The organism is Propionicicella superfundia DSM 22317 (genome assembly GCF_000423465.1).
GTDB classification, from domain to species: domain Bacteria; phylum Actinomycetota; class Actinomycetes; order Propionibacteriales; family Propionibacteriaceae; genus Propionicicella; species Propionicicella superfundia.
Window position 1 is genome coordinate 33184 of the sequence record NZ_AUIA01000013.1, and the last position, 15019, is coordinate 48202.

The 15019-nt window shown below is 67.5% G+C and carries 17 protein-coding genes and 1 pseudogene; 10 read left to right on the forward strand and 8 right to left on the reverse strand.

Annotated elements, in window-relative coordinates:
- Position 1: 1 nt before the first annotated feature.
- A complete protein-coding gene (locus tag G555_RS17280; protein WP_036920724.1) occupies positions 2 to 550 on the forward strand; it encodes an AAA family ATPase in 549 nt (182 codons plus the stop codon).
- On the opposite strand, the pseudogene G555_RS17285 reads toward G555_RS17280, so the two are convergent.
- A pseudogene (locus G555_RS17285) lies at positions 539 to 1839 on the reverse strand (ISL3 family transposase). The gene G555_RS17280 and the pseudogene G555_RS17285 overlap by 12 nt on opposite strands.
- Before the next feature lie 112 nt (positions 1840 to 1951).
- Here G555_RS17285 and G555_RS0101855 point away from each other — a divergent pair.
- A complete protein-coding gene (locus tag G555_RS0101855; protein ID WP_028707561.1) occupies positions 1952 to 2245 on the forward strand; it encodes a TniB family NTP-binding protein in 294 nt (97 codons plus the stop codon).
- Between the two features lie 30 nt (positions 2246 to 2275).
- On the opposite strand, the gene G555_RS17290 is transcribed toward G555_RS0101855, so the two are convergent.
- From G555_RS17290 to G555_RS0101890, 7 genes are all read right to left on the reverse strand, one after another.
- Positions 2276 to 3049 (reverse strand): Eco57I restriction-modification methylase domain-containing protein, encoded by a 774-nt coding sequence (locus G555_RS17290; RefSeq protein WP_245581166.1) that lies wholly within the window; start codon positions 3047 to 3049, stop codon positions 2276 to 2278.
- A 104-nt stretch (positions 3050 to 3153) separates the two neighbouring features.
- The gene (locus G555_RS0101865; RefSeq protein ID WP_013601291.1) at positions 3154 to 3798 is read right to left on the reverse strand and encodes an N-6 DNA methylase; all 645 of its coding nucleotides are present in this window, start codon (positions 3796 to 3798) and stop codon (positions 3154 to 3156) included.
- Positions 3795 to 4055 carry a helix-turn-helix domain-containing protein gene (locus G555_RS17295; RefSeq protein ID WP_013601292.1) on the reverse strand — a complete coding sequence of 87 codons (261 nt, stop codon included), beginning with the start codon at positions 4053 to 4055 and terminating at the stop codon, positions 3795 to 3797. Before G555_RS17295 ends, G555_RS0101865 begins: the two co-directional genes overlap by 4 nt.
- A gap of 135 nt (positions 4056 to 4190) precedes the next feature.
- The gene (locus G555_RS0101875; RefSeq protein WP_028707562.1) at positions 4191 to 5327 is read right to left on the reverse strand and encodes an alpha/beta hydrolase; all 1137 of its coding nucleotides are present in this window, start codon (positions 5325 to 5327) and stop codon (positions 4191 to 4193) included.
- Positions 5324 to 6334, reverse strand: coding sequence for an MAB_1171c family putative transporter (locus G555_RS0101880; protein ID WP_026926277.1), 1011 nt, complete (start codon positions 6332 to 6334; stop codon positions 5324 to 5326). Before G555_RS0101880 ends, G555_RS0101875 begins: the two co-directional genes overlap by 4 nt.
- Entirely contained in the window at positions 6331 to 6795 is a 465-nt protein-coding gene (locus G555_RS0101885) for a hypothetical protein (RefSeq protein WP_013601295.1), read from the reverse strand. The genes G555_RS0101880 and G555_RS0101885 overlap by 4 nt, the downstream gene beginning before the upstream one ends.
- A gap of 59 nt (positions 6796 to 6854) precedes the next feature.
- Entirely contained in the window at positions 6855 to 7286 is a 432-nt protein-coding gene (locus G555_RS0101890; RefSeq protein ID WP_013601296.1) for a hypothetical protein, read from the reverse strand.
- Between the two features lie 310 nt (positions 7287 to 7596).
- Here G555_RS0101890 and G555_RS0101895 point away from each other — a divergent pair, with 310 nt between their 5' ends.
- The 8 genes from G555_RS0101895 (at position 7597) to G555_RS23335 (ending at position 15016) form a co-directional block, all read left to right on the forward strand.
- Positions 7597 to 8676 carry an ArdC-like ssDNA-binding domain-containing protein gene (locus G555_RS0101895; protein ID WP_028707563.1) on the forward strand — a complete coding sequence of 360 codons (1080 nt, stop codon included), beginning with the start codon at positions 7597 to 7599 and terminating at the stop codon, positions 8674 to 8676.
- On the forward strand, positions 8676 to 9608 hold the full coding sequence (locus G555_RS0101900; protein ID WP_028707564.1) for a bifunctional DNA primase/polymerase: 933 nt from the start codon (positions 8676 to 8678) through the stop codon (positions 9606 to 9608). The genes G555_RS0101895 and G555_RS0101900 overlap by 1 nt, the downstream gene beginning before the upstream one ends.
- 32 nt (positions 9609 to 9640) lie before the next feature.
- Complete coding sequence (locus G555_RS0101905) at positions 9641 to 10279, forward strand: DUF2637 domain-containing protein (protein ID WP_028707565.1); 639 nt, start codon at positions 9641 to 9643, stop codon at positions 10277 to 10279.
- A complete protein-coding gene (locus G555_RS0101910) occupies positions 10276 to 10680 on the forward strand; it encodes a hypothetical protein (protein WP_028707566.1) in 405 nt (134 codons plus the stop codon). The genes G555_RS0101905 and G555_RS0101910 overlap by 4 nt, the downstream gene beginning before the upstream one ends.
- Positions 10681 to 10773: 93 nt before the next feature.
- Positions 10774 to 11664: a hypothetical protein gene (locus G555_RS0101915; protein ID WP_028707567.1), complete on the forward strand. Its 891-nt coding sequence runs from the start codon at positions 10774 to 10776 to the stop codon at positions 11662 to 11664.
- On the forward strand, positions 11661 to 12662 hold the full coding sequence (locus G555_RS0101920; RefSeq protein WP_028707568.1) for a ParB N-terminal domain-containing protein: 1002 nt from the start codon (positions 11661 to 11663) through the stop codon (positions 12660 to 12662). The genes G555_RS0101915 and G555_RS0101920 overlap by 4 nt, the downstream gene beginning before the upstream one ends.
- Before the next feature lie 36 nt (positions 12663 to 12698).
- A complete protein-coding gene (locus G555_RS0101925; RefSeq protein WP_028707569.1) occupies positions 12699 to 13391 on the forward strand; it encodes a hypothetical protein in 693 nt (230 codons plus the stop codon).
- Between the two features lie 14 nt (positions 13392 to 13405).
- Positions 13406 to 15016: a M23 family metallopeptidase gene (locus G555_RS23335; protein ID WP_028707570.1), complete on the forward strand. Its 1611-nt coding sequence runs from the start codon at positions 13406 to 13408 to the stop codon at positions 15014 to 15016.
- The last annotated feature ends 3 nt before the right edge of the window (positions 15017 to 15019 follow it).

Consider the following 15019-nt stretch of genomic DNA (forward strand, 5'->3'; position numbering starts at 1 on the left):
GATGAACCCTGCCTTCATCGTCACCAAGGAACACCGACGCTTCAACGAGTTCGCCAACGCAGTCCGAAAAGAACGAACAATAGGGATCTGCCACGGGGACGCCGGGGTGGGTAAAACACTTTCCGCGCGCCGCTACGCAAACTGGGATGACCTTGAGCCCTACATCACCGAGTGGGGACCACGCGGCGACCAGGACGAGAAGCACTACACACTCGCCAACCGCTCCCGGACCGTCTTCTACACCCCGGACGTTCTCTGCCGCCCAAAAACCCTCATGGAGGACATACACCGCTACCAGGTGAGAATCGGCTCGTGCATTGACGAACACCTGCACAAACTCGATACCGCACCACGCTCGATGAACAGAGTCACCACACTCGTAGAGCTCCTCATCATCGACGAAGCCGAACGCCTCAACGCGACAGCCCTTGAACTCCTCCGTGACAACCACGACCGAACCCACCTGCCGATGATCCTCATCGGCATGCCCGGCATCGACCAACGATTCCGGCACTACCCCCAGCTGTATAGCGGCTCTTCACAGAAGTGAGTGGATCAGGGGTCTGAACCCGCCCGCGTCGAGGAGGCACCGAGCGACGTAGTTGACGATGCTGCGGAACCCGCGCGCTGTCCCGCGAAGGTGCTCCAGCAACCCATTCACGGCCTCGGTAGGACCGTTCGATGTGCCTGGATGATCGAAGAACGCCAGGATGTCATCGCGGCGACGCTTCATCGTCTGCCCCAGCGACCGCAGCTCATCGAGGCCAGTCGGAACCCCGCTCTGGAGGCTGCTGATCAGCCGGGTCATGATCTTCTTTCCTTCCGCCGGCTGGTCGGCTTGGTAGGAGTCGATCACGTTCTGGTAGATGCTCCAGGTGACCTCGAACGCGACATGCCGATCATCGGTGAACACCTTCGCGAGCCGGTGCTGCTGTTTCTCGGTGAGCAGCCCGGCCCGGGTTCGGGCGACGCGGCGGATGCCGTAGAGCGGGTCACCGGAGCGTCCCCGATGCCCCAGCGTCTCCTGCTGGACGCGCTGCCGGCAGCGGTCGAGCTTGTCCCCGACCAGGGCCACCACATGAAATGGGTCCATGACCGTGACCACGGTGTCGATCGCTTCGACGGCGGCGGTCTTGTAGCCGGTGAACCCGTCCATCGCCACCACCTCCACCCGGTCCCGGAACGCCTTGGTCTGGGCTTCGAGCCAGGACTTGAACGCCTGCTTCGAGCGGCCCTCGACCACCGCCAACAACCTCGACGGGCCGGTCCGAGTCCTTGTCGGGGTCAGGTCGATGATGACGGTGACGTACTTGTCGCCGTGTCGGGTGTGTCTCCACACGTGCTCATCGACCCCGACCGTGGTGACACCATCAAGCCGGCCAGCGCTGTCGATCAGCAGCTCGGTACCAGCGGTCAGGATCGCATCCGAGGCGGTGTTCCACGCGACGCCAAGGTTGGCCGCGACCCGGGCGATCGACATCCGGTCGACCACGATCGACTTGACCGCCAGCATCACCGCGTCCCGCGACAGTTTCCCCTTCGACGGCGCCGCCGCCGTGATGCGGTGACGCCAGATCCGTCGACACGGCCAACACCGGTAGCGCGGAACTACCACCTCCAGATCGTGGGCTTCCATCCGAACGGCACATGCGCCAACCTGCGCAACACCGCATCGTGACGCACCCCCGGCCCGGCGCAGCCCGGGCACGGCGACGGCGGTGTCGTGGGGCGGCAGCGCAGCACGGTGTGGTCGGGTTCGACCCGCTGGGCGGTCACGGACAGCCCGAGACGGTCCAGACGGCAGAACGTATCGAGGCAGGGTGGGGTAGCGTTTCGCACAAGGGCCCTTGGGTTTCAGATGTGGCTTAGACACCTTCATCCTGCCAACCCGAGGGCCCCCTTCACGTCACCAGGGCCCTCCGAAATCCTGCCCCATCACCCACCGCCTTCTGTGAAGAGCCTGTATAGCCGGCTCGGCTTCTCCCACCGGTACCGCGCCCTCGGCAGAGACGAACTCCTCTTTGTTCTGGACCGACACTGGAAACGCCTCGGCCGGACCCTCGACCCTGATGACTTCACCGATGCCCAGGCAATCGCCGCAGTAGAACGCATCACCCGTGGCAACTTCCGGCTCCTCGAACGGCTATTTCCACAGATCACACGCGTCCTAAAAATCAACCAACTCGAAACCATCACCGACGACGTCGTAGAAGCAGCAGCAAGCATCCTCGTCATCGGCAACTAACGACACAGAGCGAACACAAAAGGCCGCCACCTAACGCCAACATCCACAGCGGAGTCGACCGTCTTTGAGCATCGACTCTCGAAACTCGTCGAGACCTTTGCCTCCGGAGAACCAGCGCGACGGTATCACCATCGTCAGGAATCGCGGGTCGAGCTTCTTGGCCTGCTCTACGAAGAGCTGATAGATCGGCGCAGCGCTGGTCCCATGACCGCCGTCGCTTAGCTGGTAGGGCGGGTTCCCGATGATGACGTCGAACTGCATGGTGTCTCCGAACAGCTCCGCGATGCGGGCTTTGATGTCGTCGGTGTGGATGAATGCGTAGGCGTGAGTCTCAAGGTCGTCACCACGGGCGTAGTCATCCTCGCCCGCCCCGCAGTAGATGCACTTGCGGTTGGTATAGACGGCGACTTCGTCGTTGGTCAGTGGATCAGCACGGAACTCCCGCTTCCCGCCGCCCCAGGTGTGCTCCGTGCGCCCGAACCAGATGTTGCCGTCCTCGGTCGTGAATGACCTAGCGATCGAGTGCGGGCCGTTGGCGAACTTCGAGCAGTAGACGCTCCGGCGCGCGAGCAGCGCAGTGAGCTGGGTGATCCCGATGCCAAATACTTGGTGGGTGAGGACGTGATCGACGCGTTCGGTGAGGTCAGGGATCGTCAGGATAAGTCCGTCGGTGAGCCGGCGCACGATCTCGCGGAGGAACACACCGGACTTGGTGAACGGATCGAGGAACGTGACATCGGGGTTGGTCCAGATGTCGGCGCCGTCGTTGGCGTCTGCCCACGCGGCGGCAAGCGTGTCGAGCATCTGGTTCGCGAACTCCGGCGGGGTGAAGACCTCATCGTTGGAGAGGTTCGCGATGCACGTCAAGACATCCGGGTTGTGCCCTCGGAGGGTGAAAGGTGCAAGGGTCACGCGGCGGCCTCGGCGATCTGACTGACGGTCATCGTCGGGTAAGTCTGCGCGGGGACGAACAGGTCCTCGTCATCGAGCTCGCCGAATAGGGTTCCCTCGTACGAGGCGCGCTGAGTGAGGTCGTCGTAGCGAAAGTCGCGCCTCTGGAACTTGCCTTTGCCGAGGTAGCCCCACTCAGGAAAGGTGATCGGCTGGCCGCTTGGCACGGTCATGGTCAAGGCATCGCCCTGGACGATGTTCACGGCGAGAACCGCGCGGGCCGCTCGCGCCCACTGGTCATCGTTGCCGATACCCAAGAATGTGTTGAACACCTCGGCGAGATTGTGGCGGCACTCTTCGGCGTTGTCTGCGAGAAGTTCGATACCGTAGGTGCACATGAGCGCGAACAATGCGTAGTGGCGCTTCTCGAACTCGCTCTTGCCGTGCCGAAGCTCGACCGTGGCGAGCTTGCGAGCCAGGACGGGGATGAGGAAGTTGCCCGAGCCGCAGGCGGGTTCGAGTACGCGGGAGTCGATCCGCTCAGACTCGTGCTTAACGAGGTCGAGCATGTCCTCGACCATCCACGCCGGCGTGAACACCTCGCCGTGGTCCGCAACGCGTTGCTTGGACTTCACCAAGCGCTGGGCGTCTTTCAGGTTCATCTTCCCCCCTCCCCGTGCTCGTCGTTGTCATGAGCGTAGGAGCGTCCACCGACACCGGGATGGGCTACGTGGAGCTCTTGGTCGCTGGCTGCCGCGCCCGCGCGCACCCAGTCGTCTATCTCGCTGGCTTGGAACTTCCAGAGGCGTCCGACCTTGTGGGCGGGCATGGCCTTCTCGGCGATCCAGGTGTAGACGGTGTCTTTGGTGACCCCGAGGTGGGCGGCGATGTCGTCTGCGGACAGCCACGGCTCAGCCACGTTGGTCCTCCCTCGCTCAATGGCCCAGGCAGGCCAACACCCACGATGATACCGGCTGAGGTACGGCTTGAGTTGGGTTTCTCCGGGCGTGGCCGAACGAGACGGGTTTCGAGAGTGGCCGCTGCGTTCTGCCGATCAGCGTGGGATGCGCACCTTGAGCCAGGCGGTCACCGTGTTCCGCCAGCGGTCCAGATCGCTGTTCCAGCAGAGGGTATGGCCGGCATCGAAGGTCTCAAGCTCGACGAGGTCCGGGCGAGCGGCTCGGAGTGCTTGTGAGAGCCGGATCGGCACGGAGTCGTCTCGGGTGCCGTGGAGGATCAGGGTCGGCGTGTTGAGCTCTACGGCTCGGGATGTCCAGTCGAAGGTGGGAAGTGGGATGCGTCCTGGCAGGCCGACTGTGCGTGCCAGTGGGTCGAGGGTGAGCCACGGGATCGCGAGGTGCCCGGCTGCTGCGGGCCATCCGCTGCGGGCGCAGTTGGACTTGATGACTTCGGTCCAGTTGAGGACTGGGGAGTCGAGTACGAGCGCGGCGATCAGTCCCGGATGTCGCGGGTGGTCGGCGAGCTGGAGAGCGACAGCGGCACCCATCGACCAGCCGAAGATCACGACCTGTTCGGCTCCTCGTCGGGCGGCGTACCCGATGGCCTCGTCAACGTCGCTCGTCTCTGCGTAGCCGAAGGTCGTCCGGCCGGTGCCAACTCGCGGCCCTTCTGCTGTGTTGCGGTAGCTGACGACGAGGGAGGTGTAGCCGAGTTCGGTTGCGGCGAGGACGCCGCGGAGGGTGCCGGCGCGGGTGCTGCCGAGGCCGTGGATGTGGATGGCCCAGGTCGCGAGGTCGCCGTCGATGCGCCAGGCCGGGCATGGTCCTGCGGGGGTCGTGATGGTGATGTCGCGTGTGTGGAGTCCGGCGTCGGCTGGGGTGGCGTAGTAGATGCCGCTCCAGGAGGCGCAATCGCCGGTCTTCGGAGTGAAACCCGATGTGGTGCCCGTGATCCTGCGAGCGACGCGGGTGGGTCCTCGATCGACGGTATCTGTGGCGAGCTGCGCCCAGCCGCCGTGCTCGAACCAGAGATTGTAGATGCCTGGCGCGGCGGCCTGGTCGGTGCGGTCGAGCACGATCAGGTCGCCGTCGTCGGTGTACTCGACGCCTCGAACGGTGAGGTCGAACATTCGTGGGCCGACGGGTGCGGTGAGCCGCCGCGCGATGGCCCACCCGACCCCGGCAACCGCTGCCGCCGCGGCCCCAGCGCCGAGAGCGATGCGGCCTATCACGACTCCCGCTCCTCGACGTAGGGAACGGGCGAGGTCGTCGCGAGGGCACTGTCGCTTCCGACGAGGTGGCTCTCGGCGCGTTCGAGCAGGTCGCGGTCGTCGGTGCTGATGTCGAAGGTGATGCGAGGGTCGATCATCGCGTCGCGGATTTCGACGATCACTCGGTGGAGGTGCCCTTCGGGGTCTTCGCTACTGGCGGCGAGGGGGTCGGCCTGGCTCAGCCCGGGCCGTGCGCGCGTCGCCTGGTGCCAAAGCGACTCCAGCTGCGCTGTGAGGGCGACGGTCTGCCTCTGCCGGGCGCGGTGCTGAGCGCGACGGACGGCAGGCTGGATCGCGAACCCGGCACAGAGGAACACGAAGGTCAGGACGGAGAGCGGATCGTAGGCGGACTGGATAGTGTGCATGAGGTCGAGGTGGCCCGTGGCGTGGGCAACGTCCATGACGATCACGGCGAGGCAGAGCGCGACGCCGAACGCCGACCCCAGGCTCAACAGTGCCGCGGGGAGGTGCTGGATGCCGGTGTTGTGCCGGTACTGCCTTATGGCGAGGACGAGCATCGCCACGACAATGACGAGGCAGTAGGTGAAGTTGATGATCGAGTAGACCGCCGCCGCTGGCTGTGCGCCGAGGTCGATCATAAATCGTGTGGTAGTGGTGCCGCGGTCGATGAGCAGGAACGATGCGGTGATCGCGAGCAGCGCGACGAGCAGGACGGGGATGCTGACGGCGGCTCGGACGAGCCTGGGCCGGTACTCGCCGGTCTTCATGACGCCGCGGCCGAGGAAGAACAGCCCGGTCATCAGGAGCGCGTCCGCGATCAGGGTGGCGAGGTTGGTGCCACCGAGCAGTCGATCGACGGCGCTGTAGGCGGCATCCACGTTGAGCGTCATCGCGATGGCGATGGTGAGGGCGGCGTAGGTGATGCTTCGGTCGGTGCGTTTGCGTCGGAAGATGAGCAGGCTCGCCACGAGCGCCCACATGAGCGTTGCGACGAGCGTCTGGATCATCCGAATATCTCCGAGTATCTGGACTCTGCGAACACCGACCCTCGGATGCCGGCGGCGAGCCGGTCGGCGAGGGACTCGGCGGCGATCTCGGTTTCGCTGTCGAGGTCTTGCCGCCTGAGCAGGCGACCTCTGGTGTACGGCGGGATGTTGGGCAGCAGTACCTCCCCGACTGCACAGCCGTCGCCTTCGCCGTGGCCAAGGATCATGTGGGCGAGCTCGTGGAGCACGAACTGCTGGCGATGCAGCGCGGAGTCGCTGCGGGCGTGAAGCACGACGTCTTCGGCATCGGTGGAGAGCCAGAGCGCGCAGAGGCCGTCGTGGGTGTCGAGGTCTGCGAGTTCGACGACGCGGAGCCTACGGTGCCGCCGGTCTTGGACGGTGTGGAGGAGATCGTCAAGGGCGAAGGTATTGCCGAGCTCAAGGCCCGCGACGGCCGCCGATACGGTCTGTTCGATCTTCACGGTTCGCCCCTTCTCTGTAGGGAGCAGGGACCGGTGGCGGCTCCATCGTGCGGTACCGGTCAGTGCTCGGGCATGTGTGTCATTTCCTCGTCCAGGAACTTGGTGATGGCGTGGAGTGCTTTCGGCGAGATATCGCCGAGGGTGCGGGCAGCGTAGGACTTCACCTTCGCGGCACGCATGGACCGAACCAGGTCGAGCTGCGCAGAGACCTTCTCGGGAGTGGCAGCACCGTCCTCGCCGAGCAGGAACGCGGCGTCCACGTCGAAGAACTCCGCGAGCCCTTCGAAGACGGCGGGGTCTTGGACGTAGCGGTGGCCGTTGACCATGTACGTCCAGCGCGACCGCGACAGGTTGGTGCCTCGTTCTTGGAGGTAGCCGGCGATCTGCGAGTAGGTCGGCTCCGTGCCGGACTCGGCGACGGCGACATCCATCAGGAGCCGCAGACGTTTGGCGAGGTCTTCGGCCGCAGCCTGGCTCTCGTCTTCGGTCATGACGGTGACCCCCTTCCCTTCGCAACGGGCAAGGCATCGATGTAGTCCACCCAGAAGGTGGTTGTGCATGCTCAACCGTACTCGTTGAGCATGCACAAATCAAGGCTTGCGCATGCTCAACGGTCAGTGTTAGAACAGGACTCCGGGGCATTTTGAGCATGCTCAATGTTGCGTCCCGGTCTCGGCTCGGGCTGCCTCAAGGAGGTGAACGATGTCCAGCTCACGGTCTGGGCGCGGGTGTTCGCGCCTACCTGCCAGGTGTACCGCCGCGCGCAGCCGCGTCGCGGCCCGCCGAAGAGGAGGCCGGAGCATGGCATCGAACGAGGACGCCCGCGCGGCGCGAGAGGCGAAGCTCGACGAGCTGCACGAGAAGCTGACCGGCGCGGTCGAGTCGCTGGTCTCGGGTGACGACTGGCGCCAGGCGCTCGCCTTCGCGGCGCGGTTCCGGTCGCGGTCGTTCAACAACACGATGCTGATCTGGGTGCAGCACGAAGCCGCGTTCGAGGCAGGCCGCGTGCCCGAACCCTTCCCCACCCTGGTTGCCGGGTACCGGCAGTGGCAAGGGCTTGGGCGGCAGGTGCTGAAGGGTCAGCCGGGCTACATGATCTTCGCGCCCGTGACGGGCCGGTTCGCCTCATCCAATCCTGCCGATCCGAACTCCTGGCGTCGCTTGGGACCCCGCGAGAAGCACAAGGTCAACGAGGTCGTGCGCTCGCGGATGGTCGGAGCGCGCCCGGCGTACGTGTGGGATGCCTCGCAGACCGACGGCGAACCGCTTCCGGTGCCGCCCGCTCCGACGCTGCTGGAAGGTGAAGCGCCGTCGGGGTTGTGGGAGGGGCTGGCCGGGCAGATTCGCGGCGCGGGGTTCGAGGTGCTGCGGGTGCCGCACGAGGGGATGATCTCCGGCGCGAACGGTATGACCGACTACGAGGCGCGCACGGTCGCGGTGCGGGAGAACATGGACCCTGCCGCGCAGGTCAAGACCCTCGCACACGAGCTGGCGCACGTGGTGATGCACGATCCCGACGACGAGGAAGCGCGGCAGCATCGCGGCATCCGCGAGGTCGAAGCCGAGTCCGTCGCGCTGATGATCGGTGCCGCGCACGGCATGGACACCGCCGGGTACACGATCCCGTACGTCTCGACCTGGGCCGCCCGCGCGGACGGCCAAGAGCCCGTCCAGGTGGTACAGGCCACCGGCGAACGGGTGCGAAAGACCGCGCTGGTGATCCTCGACCAGCTCGACACGCTCCAGGTCGGCGACGGCACCCCGCCCGGCATCGACCGCGACACTCCCAGTCCGCGCACCTCCCGCACGGCAGCGCCGGCGGTGGAGGCGGATCGCCCGCGTGCTGCGCCAGTGCCGGACCTGGCAGGGCGGGGGCTGTGATGCCCGAGCCACTCGATGTTCTGGCCGCGCTCATTCGCGTTGATCGCTCGCCCAACCTGGCGGTTGCGGCACGAAGCCTCGCGGCGGCCGGCGTGCCCGTGTTCCCGTGCGTCGTCGAGGGGAAGCGGCCGCTGACCCGCCGTGGGTTCCTCGACGCGAGCAGCGACCCGGAACAAGTGGCGGCGTGGTGGTCGCGCACACCGAACGCGAACCTCGGCATCCCGACCGGCGCTCCATCGGGCGTTGTCGTCGTCGATGTCGATGCCCACGGCCACCACGACGGCCGGGCGGCGTACCGGCGTGCCACCGATGCGGGGCTCGTCGATGGAGCCGGTCTGCTGGTGCGCACACCCACCGGGGGCGCGCACGTCTACTTCCCAGCAGCGCCGGGCAGGGAGCAGCGGTCGTGGCAGGCCGCCACCGCGGGTATCGATTTCCGGGGCGATGGCGGCTACATCATTGCTCCGCCCTCCCGGCGAATCATCGACAGCCATTCGCGCCGCTATGAGGTCGCCGACATCGCCGCGCACTCGGTCGGCACGGTGGACGCGGCCCGTCTGCGGGACTTCCTCGACCCGCGCACCGTCACCCCACCACGCGCCAGCAGCGGTTCGATGGATGTGGATGCTGAGCGGTTGGCGGCGTGGGTCGCCGGGCGGGGTGAGGGCGAGCGGAACCGAAGCCTGTTCTGGGCCGCCTGCCGCCTTGCCGAGAACGGCGTCTCGCCCGCCGACGCGCTCGATGCGCTGGGGGCTGCGGCCCAGGCGGCGGGTCTGGGCGATCGCGAGATCTCCACGACCGTGCGCTCCGCCTACCGCACCACCCAGCCCCCACCCGAGGCCACGTTCGAGGGCCGGACCCGGGGCGAGGGCCGGTGGTTCGGCCGCTCGGCGGGCGCACCCTCCGCAGCCGTGGGGAGGGTGGGGCTGTGAGGCGTGAATCGGACGGGCGGCGCTGGGCCGCTGTGACTGCTGTCGCGGGGACGGTGTTCATCGCCGCCGGGGCGTTCTGGCTGTCGTTCACCTCGTTGACCGATCTGGCCGCTCGCTCCGGGATCGGTGCGGGGCAGGCGTGGGCGTGGCCGCTGATCGTGGACGGCATCATCGTCGTCGCCACCGTCGCCGTCGTCGCCCTGGCCGGGCATCGCTCGGCCTGGTATCCGTGGACGCTGCTGGTCGGCGGCGCGCTCGTCTCGGTGACGGCAAACTCGATACACGCCGTGGTTGCCGCAGACGCCGACGTGCCGGCGATGCTCGCGGCCTCGGTCGCAGCGGTACCGCCCGTGGTGTTGCTTGCGATCACGCACCTCACGGTGATTCTGACGGGGACTCCTGTGCCTGTGTTGCCCGAACAACTTCAAGTGTTGTCTGTCGGGACCGATCCTGTGGCAGCCGAGTCCGATGGATCCGTAACGTCGCCTGAAGCGGACGGCCATCTGGTTCGGAGGACTCACGCGGCCTCGCTGAAAAACGCGGGGTGGTCGAACAAGAGGATCGCCCACGAGCTTGGTGTGCACCCCTCGACGGTGGGGCGCTGGTTCGCCGTCGCGCACCTGCCTGTCACAGGCGACATCGCCGTGGAGAGAAAAGGGGCCATTCCATGAACAGCACCAATACCCCACGGCAGTTGAGCAGTGCTATTAGCGTTCCGGCTCGTCAGGTATCTGACGAGCCGGAGCGGCATCTCGAACCTGTCGCCTCGGCCTCGGCGCCGGAGGCCGTGCGGGCCGCGCAGGTCGCCCGCGACGACAAGCAGCACGCGCTCGTTCGCGGGCGCGGCGTGGAGTGGGTGCGCCCCACCGACCTCATCGCCCGGCATTCCGCGCACGCGGCCGGGCGGGGTCTCGACTTTCAGGCCGAGCTGGCGCGCCGCACCCGCACCCCGCTCGGTGCAGGCGTTCGTCGTCTCGGGGACAGCGCCCGGCGACTGCCGCCGATCTCAGCGTTCGGGCGCAGCAGCACACCGGCGTCGCAGATGTCCCGCTCCGGGGTCTCGATGAGTTGACGGCGGTGACAGGTCATGGCTGCGACGGCATCGGCATGCAGGACGCGCTCGTGGGAGCGAGTGCGCACCTGCCTGCCAGGAGGTGCCGACACCATGACCACACCAACCCGCACCAGCACCGAGCAGCCGACGGCCTACGGGGCTGAGGACTTCACCACCGGCGAGGGCCTGCGCGCCCTGCTCAACCGCCTCTACGAGGGCGGCGAGGACGCCTGGGTTCACGACCCGGTAGCCCGCGACCTGATGGAGTTCGCCGCCGACAAGTACCGCGCTCTCGCGAGGAAGCACAAGCTCGACACCTGGGAAGCGGTCACGGCGGCGTTCGACGCGATGCAGTACCGCTCGACCCGCGAGGCCAACGATCCGTGGGCGATCATCACCCACGCCGTGCGGATCACCTGCGTCTACGAGGAACGCGCCCAAGGGCTGCTCTGCTCGGTGCACCAGGCCCGCCGCGCGCACGTCTCGGCGTTCCACGACCCCGAACGATTCTCCGAACGCGACACCGCGCTGGCCGACTACCATCCCGCGTTCCACACCACCGACCTGCGTCCCAGCGACCTCGAACCGGAACCGCGCGACAGTCTCGGGTCGGCGCAGGCATGCATGTCCGCTGGATCGGCGGCCGAGGACGCCATCGCAATGCTGTGCCTGCTCGACTGGCCCACCGACACAGCACGGGCCGCGGTCGAGCACATCTGCGGCGCGTTGATGAAGGCCGGCACCCGCCAGTCCGCCTACGAGGCGCTGCGCCGCGACCGGCACGCACGGGCACTGCTCGACCTGCCGCGCCGCTCCTGGGCCGCGCTCCTGAAAGCGCTACTCGGGAACCCACACCCGGCCTACGTCGCCACCAGCAGTGGTCGCGGCGTCCTGCTCCGGCTGCTGCTCGGCGAGACCCTCGATCTGCTGCTCCGCGATGACGATCTGATCCTCGCGCTCGCACTGGCCGCCCCGAGCGGCGGAGGCGGTGAGCCATCGTGACCGAGCCACAGATCGGCAGCATCCAACTCGACCGCACCGTCGAGTCGATCCTCGTCGGCACCCGGCACCGCGCCGACCTCGGCGACATCGACGCCCTCGCCGCCTCCATCGGGCGCGACGGACTGCTGCAACCGCTCACGATCACCATCGACGGCGTGCTGGTGTGCGGGGCACGACGCCTGGCCGCGATCAAGAACCTCGGCTGGCGCACCGTCAACGTGTGGGTTCGCAGCGGCCTGTCCGACCGGCTCGGGCAGCTCCTCGCCGAGCAGGACGACAACATGCTCCACAAGCCCTACACCCAGCTCGAAGCCGCCGGCCTCTACCGCGAGATCAAGCAGGTCATGGCCGAAGACGCCGCCCGACGCAAGTCCGCTACGCAGTTCAGCAGCGACAACCAGCCGGGAAACGACGGTGGTGCAAACTATGCACCACCGTCGAGCGGGCCGCTCGGGAAGGCTCGGGAGCAGGCGGCGGCGATGATTCCCGGCGGTGCCTCGCACACGACGCTGGAGAAGATCGGCTACCTCGAAGACATCGCCAACAACCCCGCTCAGCCAGAGACGTTGCGCGCCGAGGCCGCGGCCGGGCTGGAAAGGATCGAGGCCGGCGACCCGGTGCATCCGATCTACCAAGCGATCCGCGATGCCGACACCACCGCGCGGGAGCGGCGAGAGGCAGAGATGCACGCCCGTGCCGAAGCCGCCGTTGCCCAGGCGAAGTCGATCAAGAAGGGCAAGCGCACCGCACCGCGTCCGTTGCCGCTCGTCACGGGCGACGGGCAACCCGTCCGCTACCCGCTCCGGGCATTCATCCAGACCTGGGGCGAACTGACCAACTGGTGGACCCACTACGACGCCGGCGCGCTCGCCGCCGAGCTGACCGATGAGCAGTTCGAGAACTTCCTCGCCACCACCGACGGCACAGTCCGGTTCGCCGATGCGCTCCGAGCCGCCCGCGAAGGCACGGCGGAGCGGCCACGACTCCGCGCGCTATGACCGTTGGCGTGGGTGTCGGGTGTGCACCTGCTCGGCATGAGCCCTGCACCCACTTATCCCCGGAACCGCCGCCGACTCGTCGCCCTCATCGCCGCCGGCATCGTCCTGCTGCTCCTGGCCGGCGTCGGCGTCTACGGACTCCTCACCGGCCCCCGCAGCAGCACCAGCCCCGATCCCGGCCCGGAGTCCGGCCCGGTCACGGCGACACCGCCGACCGTGGCCCCGAGCACACCGCAGCCACCGCGGGTTCCAGCGGTTCCGCGTTCGGCCGATCCCGAGACCTTCGCTCAGGGTGTCGTGTCCACTCTGTTCGCGTGGAACACGGCCTCGGGGCTGTGGCCGCTGGACTACACGTCGGCGATCCTCACGGTCGGTGACCCCAGCGGAGACGAACAGGCCGGGCTGGCCTCCGACGTGGCCGCGTACCTGCCGACCCGGGACGCCTGGATCGAGCTGCGGCAGTACGCCACCCGTCAGCACCTCACCATCGACACCGCGTACGTCCCGGACGCCTGGGCCGACGCGGTAGCGCAGGCCCAGCCGGGACAGCTCGCGGCAGGAACGACAGCGATCACGATCGAGGGCACCCGGCAGCGTGCCGGGGTCTGGAACGGGCAGCCGGTGACCAGCGAGCATCCGGTCGCGTTCACCGTGTTCGTCGTCTGCGCACCGACCTACCCGACCTGCCACCTGCTGCGGCTGTCCCAGCTCGACAACCCGCTGCGCTGAAGGGGTTGGCATCCGTGTTCCGCAAAGCCGCCATCGCAGCCCTGGCGCTGCTGTTCCTCGCCCCCACCGCAGCACTCCTCGGGATCGGGGCGCTGATGAACCCCGCTGCCGCCTACTGCGCCACCCCCGCCGGGACCGTGAATCTCGGCCCGATCCCGGACTCGCTCACCGTGACCACCGCGAACGGCGAGACCTTCACACTGAACCGTCAACAGCTCACGCACGCAGCCACGATCATCGCCGTCGGCAACGGCATCACCGACGTCGGCAGGCCGGGAATCAAGATCGCGCTGATGGCCGCGCTCACCGAGTCCACGCTGCGGATGCTCACCAACACGAGCGCCTACCCCGAGTCGGCGAACTACCCCAACGACGGCAACGGCGGCGACCACGACTCCCTCGGACTATTCCAGATGCGCCCCCAATCAGGATGGGGCACCGTCGCAGAACTGATGGACCCGAACTATCAGGCGCGAGCGTTCTTCGGCGGGCCGACCGGACCGAACTACCCCTCACCGCGCGGCCTGCTCGACATCCCCGGCTGGCAACAGATGGACCCCGGCGAAGCCGCCCAAGCCGTCGAAGTGTCCGCCTACCCCGACCGCTACCGCAACTACGCGCCCGTCGCCGACAGCATCCTCGCCGCCCTCACCAGAGGTGGCAGTGCTGCTGGTGGCGTGGGCGGCCCGGCAGTCTCGTCGTCGCGGGTGGTGTTCCCGCTGCCCGAGGGCACCTGGGTGCTGACTTCGCCGTTCGGGATGCGGGTGCACCCGATCACGGGCGAGCGGAAGATGCGTACCGGAACCGACTTCGCCGCGCCCGATGGCACGCCGATCCTCGCCGCCGCGGATGGCACCGTGACCGTCGCGGAGTTCTCTAGCGGGTACGGCGGTCTCATCGTCATCGAGCACACCATCGACGGCCAGACTGTCGCGACCGCGTACGCGCACATGTGGCAGAGCGGCATCCACGTCCGCCGCGGAGACCGGGTGAACGCAGGGCAGCACATCGGCGATGTTGGTTCCTCGGGCATGAGCACCGGGGCGCATCTGCACTTCGAGGTCCAGCCCGGCGGCACGAACGGTGAGGCCATCGACGCCGCAGCCTGGCTCAACGAGCACGGGGCCGCGAACCTGCCGATGGCGACCAGCGGATCACCCGCCGCCTGCAACAACGCCACCGCCGGTGCGCCGACCGGTGTCGATGGAGACCCCGACCGGCTCGTCGACGATCCCACCAGCTCGGGCAAGATCACCGCCCGCATGCTGCACCTCTACCAGCAGACCCTCGCCGCGTTCCCCGACACCGGCTGGGGCTGCTACTCACCGCGCCCCGGCACCAAGTCCGAGCATCCACTCGGCAGGGCATGTGACATCACCTTCGGCAACCGGATCGGCCAGCGGCCTACCCCGGCGCAGCTCGACGCCGGCTGGGAGGTCACCAACTGGATGAAGGACAACGCCGACGTGCTCGGCGTCGAGTACCTCATCTGGCAAGGCCAAATCTGGTCCATCACCCGCGACGCCCAGGGCTGGCGACCCTACAACGGCGGCGGCATGCACGACCCCGCCTCCATCACCGGAGGCCACTACGACCACCTCCACGTCACCGTCAGGCCGAACTAGCAA